The following is a 6052-nucleotide window of genomic DNA, read 5'->3' on the forward strand; positions in this document are numbered from 1 at the left end:
GAACTCGCCGAGATTGGTTCCCAGCAGGTCGAATTCGGTGATCACCGCGTCTTCGGTGACGTGGAAGTGCACATTGTCGTGCCGCTGGTCGGGGAATGCGGTCCGGGTGGTCCGGTAGTAGCCCATCACCTCGTCGTCACCGTCGAAAACTTGGCCGGTGGCCATGATCTCGTAGTGCGGGTGCCCGTTAAAGGTGGCCAGGGTGCGATCGAACTCCTTGGTCACCTCGGTGTTCATGTGCTCTTCGATGAGCGCCAGGCGCCGTTGGCGGAGTTCGTCGCTGAGCATGTCTACTCCTCGGTGACCTTGGCCATCGCCAGCACGTCGAGGCGACGGTCGAGTTCTTCTTCGGACAGCTTGTCGCCGATCAACCCACGGTCGATCACGGCCTGCCGAATCGTCTTGTGCTCCTTGACTGCTTCCTTGGCCACCGCGGCCGCCTCTTCGTAACCGATCACCGAATTCAGCGGCGTGACGATCGACGGAGACGACTCGGCCAGCACGCGCAGGTGCTCGACGTTGGCAGTCAACCCGGTGATGCACCGCTCGGCGAACAACGTGGACACGTTGGCCAGCAACTTGAACGACTCGAGGATGTTGCGGGCCATCATCGGGATGTAGACATTGAGTTCGAACGCACCAGACAGTCCGCCGACGGCGATGGCGGCGTCGTTGCCGATCACCTGAGCGGCGACCTGGGTAACCGCCTCGCACAGAACGGGATTGACTTTGCCCGGCATGATCGAGCTGCCCGGCTGCAGGTCCGGCAGGTGGATCTCGGCCAGACCGGTCAGCGGACCGGATCCCATCCAGCGGATATCGTTGGCGATCTTGGTCAACGAGGCCGCGATCCCGCGCAGCGCGCCGGACGCTTCGACCAGCCCATCACGGGCCGCCTGGGCTTCGAAAGAGTTTACTGCGGTGCGTAATTCGGTCAAGCCGGTGTCTTTCACCAGCACCTGGACCACCTTGGCGCCGAAGCCGTCGGGAGCGTTGAGGCCGGTGCCCACCGCGGTGCCGCCGATCGCCAGCTCACCCAGCCGGGGCAGCGTCGCTTTGACCCGTTCGATGCCGGCCTCGATCTGGCGGGCGTAGCCGGAGAACTCCTGGCCGAGGGTGACCGGCACGGCGTCCATCAGGTGTGTGCGGCCCGACTTGACCACCGTGTGCCACTCCCGGGCCTTGCCGGAAAGCGCGTCGTGCAGCACCTGCAGCGCCGGGATCAGATGGCGCACTGCGGCTTCGGTGGCCGCGATGTGGGTGGCGGTCGGGAAGGTGTCGTTGGACGACTGCGACATGTTGACGTCGTCGTTGGGATGCACGGTCACGCCGTTGGCGGCGGCGATACTCGAGATCACCTCGTTGGTGTTCATGTTGGAACTGGTGCCCGACCCGGTCTGGAAGACGTCGATCGGGAACTGCTCGTCGTGCTTACCGTCGGCGATTTCGGCGGCGGCGGCGATGATCGCGTCGGCCTTGTCCGCGGCCAGCAGCCCAAGGTCCTTGTTCACCTGCGCGCAGGCGGCTTTCAGCAGACCCAACGCGCGGATTTGGGTGGGCTCGAGCCCTCGTCCGGAGATCGGAAAGTTTTCCACCGCGCGCTGAGTCTGGGCGCGCCACAACGCTTTCGCGGGCACCTTGACCTCGCCCATGGTGTCGTGCTCGATGCGGTATTCGGTGTCTGCCATTGGGAGCATTCCTCGCTGGGTAGTGGTTACGGCAGTGGGTATGCGGCGCTGCTGTCGCCGGTGAAGTCGATCGCGGAGTATTCGTTGAGCTTGGTCAGCCGGTGAAAGCCCTCGACCATCCGCAGCGTGCCCGACTTCGAGCGCATCACGATCGACTGGGTGGTGCAGCCGCCCGGCTCGTAGCGCACACCCTTGAGCAGGTCGCCGTCGGTGACGCCGGTCGCGCAGAAGAAGACATTCTCCCCGGATACCAAGTCGCCGGTGGTCAGCACCTGATCGAGGTCGTAACCGGCGTCGAGCGCCTTCTGCCGCTCGGCGTCATCGGTGGGCGCCAGCTGCGCCTGAATCTCGCCGCCCATGCAGCGGAGTGCCGCGGCGGTGATGATGCCCTCCGGAGTGCCACCGATGCCGGCCAGCATGTCGGTGCCCGAGCCCGGGCGGCAGGCCGAGATCGCGCCGGCCACGTCGCCGTCGGTGATCAGCCGGATCCGCGCCCCGGTGGCCCGCACATCCTCGATCAGCTGCGCGTGCCGGGGCCGGTCCAGGATCACGACGGTCATGTCCGGCACGGACAGCCCTTTGGCTTTGGCCACGGCGCGGATGTTTTCAGCGATCGGCGCGGTGATGTCGAGGACGTGGGCCGCGTCGGGTCCCACGGCGATCTTGTTCATGTAGAACACCGCCGAGGGGTCGAACATCGAGCCGCGGTCGGCCACCGCGAGCACCGAGATGGCGTTCGGCATGCCCTTGCTCATCAGCGTGGTGCCGTCGATCGGGTCGACGGCGAAATCGCATTCCGGGCCGTCGCCGTTGCCGACGTGCTCGCCGTTGTAGAGCATCGGCGCTTCGTCTTTCTCACCTTCGCCGATCACGACGACGCCGCGCATGGACACCGAGTTCACCAGCTGGCGGATCGCGTCGACGGCGGCGCCGTCGCCGCCCTCTTTGTCGCCGCGGCCCACCCAGCGACCGGCGGCCATGGCACCTGCTTCGGTGACCCGGACGAGCTCGAGGGCCAGGTTACGGTCCGGGGCTTCACGACGAGAACCTGCGCTCATGGTTGCCAATTGTCCCAGAGCCGGGTTGCAGCTCCGGAGCTGGGATACTCGTGCAATGACCACACAGCCAGAGCCGACGGCCAAACCGGCCAAGCCCCGGCTGCTGCAGGACGGCCGGGACATGTTCTGGTCGATCGCGCCGCTGGTCGTCGCCTGCATCGTGCTGGCAGGCCTGGTCGGGATGTGTTCGTTTTCGCCGGGTGGAATCAACCGCGGACCGGTGCCGTCCTATGACGCCTCCAGCGCTCTGCGGGCCGACGCGCTGACGCTCGGCTTACCGGTCCGGTTGCCGCGGCTGCCCCAGGGCTGGCAGGCCAACTCCGGCGGCCGCGGCGGTATCCCCGACGGCCGGACCGATCCGTCGACCCATCAGCGGCTACACGCCGTCACCTCCATAGTGGGGTATATCAGCCCGGCCGGTGAGTACCTGAGCCTCACGCAAAGCAACGCCGACGAGGTCAAGCTGGTCTCTTCGATCCACGCGTCGATGTATCCCAGTGGAACCGTCGACGTGGACGGCACCCGCTGGATCACCTACCAGGGCGACGGGGTCGAGCCGGTGTGGACGACGCGGCTGGACAACCCGGCCGGTCCCGCCCAGATCGCGATCACCGGTGCCGGCAGTGCCGACGAGTTTCGTACGCTGGCCGCGGCCACTCAATCGCAGCCACCCCTACCCGCACACAGGTAAGAGAAGGGACCACCCTCCATGACTGCACCGGAAGCCGACCTCACCGGCTGGTCAGCGAAGCCGTTCACCGGCGGCGGGCACACCCACGACGTCTACCGCCGTGGCGACGGGCCCGGTGTGGTGCTGATCCCCGAGGTACCGGGCATCCATCCCGGCGTGCTTGGATTGGGAAATCACTTGGTGGACAACGGTTTCACCGTGGCGATACCGTCACTATTCGGCGAGCCGGGCCGGCCGGTCACAGTCGGCTACACGCTTGATTCTCTCCGACGTGTTTGTGTGGCACGGGAATTCGCCGCGCTCGCGACCAACAAACATCGGCCGGTTGCGGATTTCTTGCGCGCATTAGCGCGCGACCTCAAAGCGTCGACACCGGGCAAAGGCGTCGGTGTGATCGGCCAGTGTTTCACCGGTGGATTCGCGCTGGCCGCCGCGGTCGACGACAGCGTGCTGGCACCGGTGCTCAGCCAGCCGTCGACGCCGTTTCCGTTGACCCCGCGCCAGCGCCGCGATGCCGGGCTCAGCGATGTCGAGCTGAACGCGTTCAAAGACCGCGCCGCCAAGGAAGGCGTGTGCGCGATGGGTCTGCGATTCAGCAAGGACTTGATGTCGCCCGGCGAACGGTTCACCACGCTCAAACAACGGCTCGGCGACGCGTTCGAGGTGATCGAGATCGACTCCGGCCCAGGCAATCAGCATGGGTTCAGCCGGGCGGCGCATTCGGTGTTGACTCTGGAGGTCCGGGAGGTCGACGGTCACCCGGCCTACGAGGCGCGCAAGCGCGTCGTCGAGTTCCTCAAGGAGCGGCTGGTTTAGCCGCTCGGCGCGCCTTCCAGCGGGCCACCCAACCAGGTTTGCTGTCCTGGTCGTCGTCTTCTTGAAGCTCGACGCCCTTGTAGACCGCCAGATAGACGTCGATGGTGGTGACGATGACGATCATCAGCACGGGGCCGATGACGATGCCCCACGGGCCGAACATCGCGATTCCCGCGAACACCGCAAGCAACATCAGCGCCGGATTGAGCCGGGCATCGCGCGGAACCAGGATCGGGCGCAAAAAGTTGTCGAGGTTCGTGACCACCAGGAGATGCCAAGCGACGACAAACGCGCCGCCGATGATGTTGCCGTAGAAGATCATTCCGATGCCGAACGGGATGGTGACGATACCGCCGCCCAACGGAATGATGGACAGTGCGGTCAACAGAATCGCGAATATGAAGAACCCGTGGTGAAATCCGGCGACGTAGATGGATGCGGCTCCGGCCACCCCCTGGCAAAACGCGATGACGAACTGACCGTTCACGGTTCCGCGCACCATCGAGCCCATTTTCCGCAGGTACAGATCGGTCACTTCGTCGCCGAGCGGGTTGAGCTGGCGGATCAGGGTGAGCAATTTCTCGCGGTTCGTCAGCAACGCGACGAACACGTACAAGAAGATGATGGCGGAGGTGACGGCGCCGAACAGGCTGCCGGCGGTGTTCTGCAGGAAATGCAGGGTCCATTCGCCGCCCTTTTGCGCGACGGTCGCCATCGTCTTTCGCAGCGACTCCGCGGTGACCGTCACGTGCAGGAACGGCACCCGCGCCAATAGCTGATTGACGGCCTGCAGGATGGTGTTGCCAAGATCGCTGGGATTGGTCCTCTGCACCCAGCCCGCGACCGAAGTCACCATCCGAGAGATCTGGACGATCGCCAACACGACCAACAGGCCGACCGGCACGATCACCACGAGCAGAGCCGAGAGCAGCGTGCAGGTGGCTGCCAGCCCGCTACCAAGCCGGCGACCGAACCAACTGTAAAGCGGCGTAAACAAATACGCCCCGACCGCGGCCACCACGATCAGGACGAAGTAATTGCGGAGGAAGTATGCGGCGAACAGCAGGCTGACGATGGTGACGACCGCAAGGGCCCGTTTCTGGGTGAGGGTGAAGTCCGTATTCATCGCCCGCCCTCCGCGTTGGTGTCGAAGCGAACCCTAGCCGTCTGGGGCGCCACTTTTCGCGTGTTGCCGCTTGCGCTGATCGGCGATGAATCGAACCGACATTCGCTGCAACAAACCCGGTGCCAGCCGGGCGAAGACCCAGGACGCGTAGGCCTGCGTCGGCTTGACCAACAGCGCCTTGTTGCGGCCGATCGCCTTCAACGTGTCGCGGGCCAGTCGGTCGGCGCTGTAGGCGTTCTTCATGCCCTGCCCGCGCAGGTAGTAGTCGCGACCCACGAAGCCGCCGATCGCGCCCTTGTCCAGGATCGGGGTCTCGACGGCGCCCGGACACACCGCCAGCACACCCACCCCGCGGGAAACGGCCTCGGAGCGCAGCGCCAGTGACAGCCCGACGATCGCGTGTTTGGTCGTCACGTAGCTGGTGATCTGGCCTGCCGCGGTCAGCCCGGCCATCGAGGCGGTGTTGATGATGTGGCCGTGGCCCTGCCGCAGCATCACCGGGTACGCGGCGGTCACGCCGTGCACGACGCCGCGGATGTTGACGTCGATGATGGCGTTCCACTGCTCCAGCGTCAGCAGTTCGGTGTCTCCGCCCCAAGCGATTCCGGCGTTGTTGAACATCAGGTCGAGCCGTCCGGCGCGGGCGACGACGGCGTCGACGGCGGCCTTCACC

Annotated in this window: 6 protein-coding genes and 1 pseudogene; 2 read left to right on the forward strand and 5 right to left on the reverse strand. The window is 65.5% G+C overall.

The annotated features are described in order from the left end of the window. The 3 genes and pseudogenes from VN856_RS12085 to glpX form a co-directional block, all read right to left on the reverse strand. Positions 1–288, reverse strand: a pseudogene (locus tag VN856_RS12085) (nuclear transport factor 2 family protein); the annotation flags it as partial. 2 nt (positions 289–290) lie between these two features. Then, positions 291–1697, reverse strand: a complete 1407-nt coding sequence (locus VN856_RS12090) for a class II fumarate hydratase (protein ID WP_325689274.1) — start codon at positions 1695–1697, stop codon at positions 291–293. Between the two features lie 17 nt (positions 1698–1714). After that, positions 1715–2746: a class II fructose-bisphosphatase gene (gene glpX / locus VN856_RS12095; protein WP_325689276.1), complete on the reverse strand. Its 1032-nt coding sequence runs from the start codon at positions 2744–2746 to the stop codon at positions 1715–1717. 55 nt (positions 2747–2801) lie between these two features. Between glpX and VN856_RS12100 the strand changes: the two genes are divergently transcribed. Together VN856_RS12100 and VN856_RS12105 are read left to right on the forward strand one after the other, a co-directional pair. Beyond that, positions 2802–3437 carry a DUF4245 domain-containing protein gene (locus VN856_RS12100; protein WP_325689278.1) on the forward strand — a complete coding sequence of 212 codons (636 nt, stop codon included), beginning with the start codon at positions 2802–2804 and terminating at the stop codon, positions 3435–3437. A gap of 18 nt (positions 3438–3455) precedes the next feature. Continuing rightward, positions 3456–4253, forward strand: coding sequence for a dienelactone hydrolase family protein (locus VN856_RS12105; protein ID WP_325689280.1), 798 nt, complete (start codon positions 3456–3458; stop codon positions 4251–4253). On the opposite strand, the gene VN856_RS12110 is transcribed toward VN856_RS12105, so the two are convergent. After that, positions 4234–5379, reverse strand: coding sequence for an AI-2E family transporter (locus tag VN856_RS12110; RefSeq protein ID WP_325689282.1), 1146 nt, complete (start codon positions 5377–5379; stop codon positions 4234–4236). The genes VN856_RS12105 and VN856_RS12110 overlap by 20 nt on opposite strands. Positions 5380–5412: 33 nt before the next feature. Then, the coding region (locus tag VN856_RS12115; protein ID WP_325689284.1) for an SDR family oxidoreductase at positions 5413–6052 on the reverse strand (640 nt) is incomplete at its 5' end.

It is taken from the genome of Mycobacterium sp. (assembly GCF_035603715.1).
In the GTDB taxonomy this organism is placed as follows: Bacteria; Actinomycetota; Actinomycetes; order Mycobacteriales; family Mycobacteriaceae; genus Mycobacterium.

Bases quoted from the DNA above. Each gene is read 5' to 3' on its own strand.
- VN856_RS12090 (WP_325689274.1), bottom strand. From the start codon at position 1,697: ATGCTCCCAATGGCAGACACCGAATACCGCATCGAGCACGACACCATG.
- glpX (WP_325689276.1), bottom strand. From the start codon at position 2,746: ATGAGCGCAGGTTCTCGTCGTGAAGCCCCGGACCGTAACCTGGCCCTC.
- VN856_RS12100 (WP_325689278.1), top strand. From the start codon at position 2,802: ATGACCACACAGCCAGAGCCGACGGCCAAACCGGCCAAGCCCCGGCTG.
- VN856_RS12105 (WP_325689280.1), top strand. From the start codon at position 3,456: ATGACTGCACCGGAAGCCGACCTCACCGGCTGGTCAGCGAAGCCGTTC.
- VN856_RS12110 (WP_325689282.1), bottom strand. From the start codon at position 5,379: ATGAATACGGACTTCACCCTCACCCAGAAACGGGCCCTTGCGGTCGTC.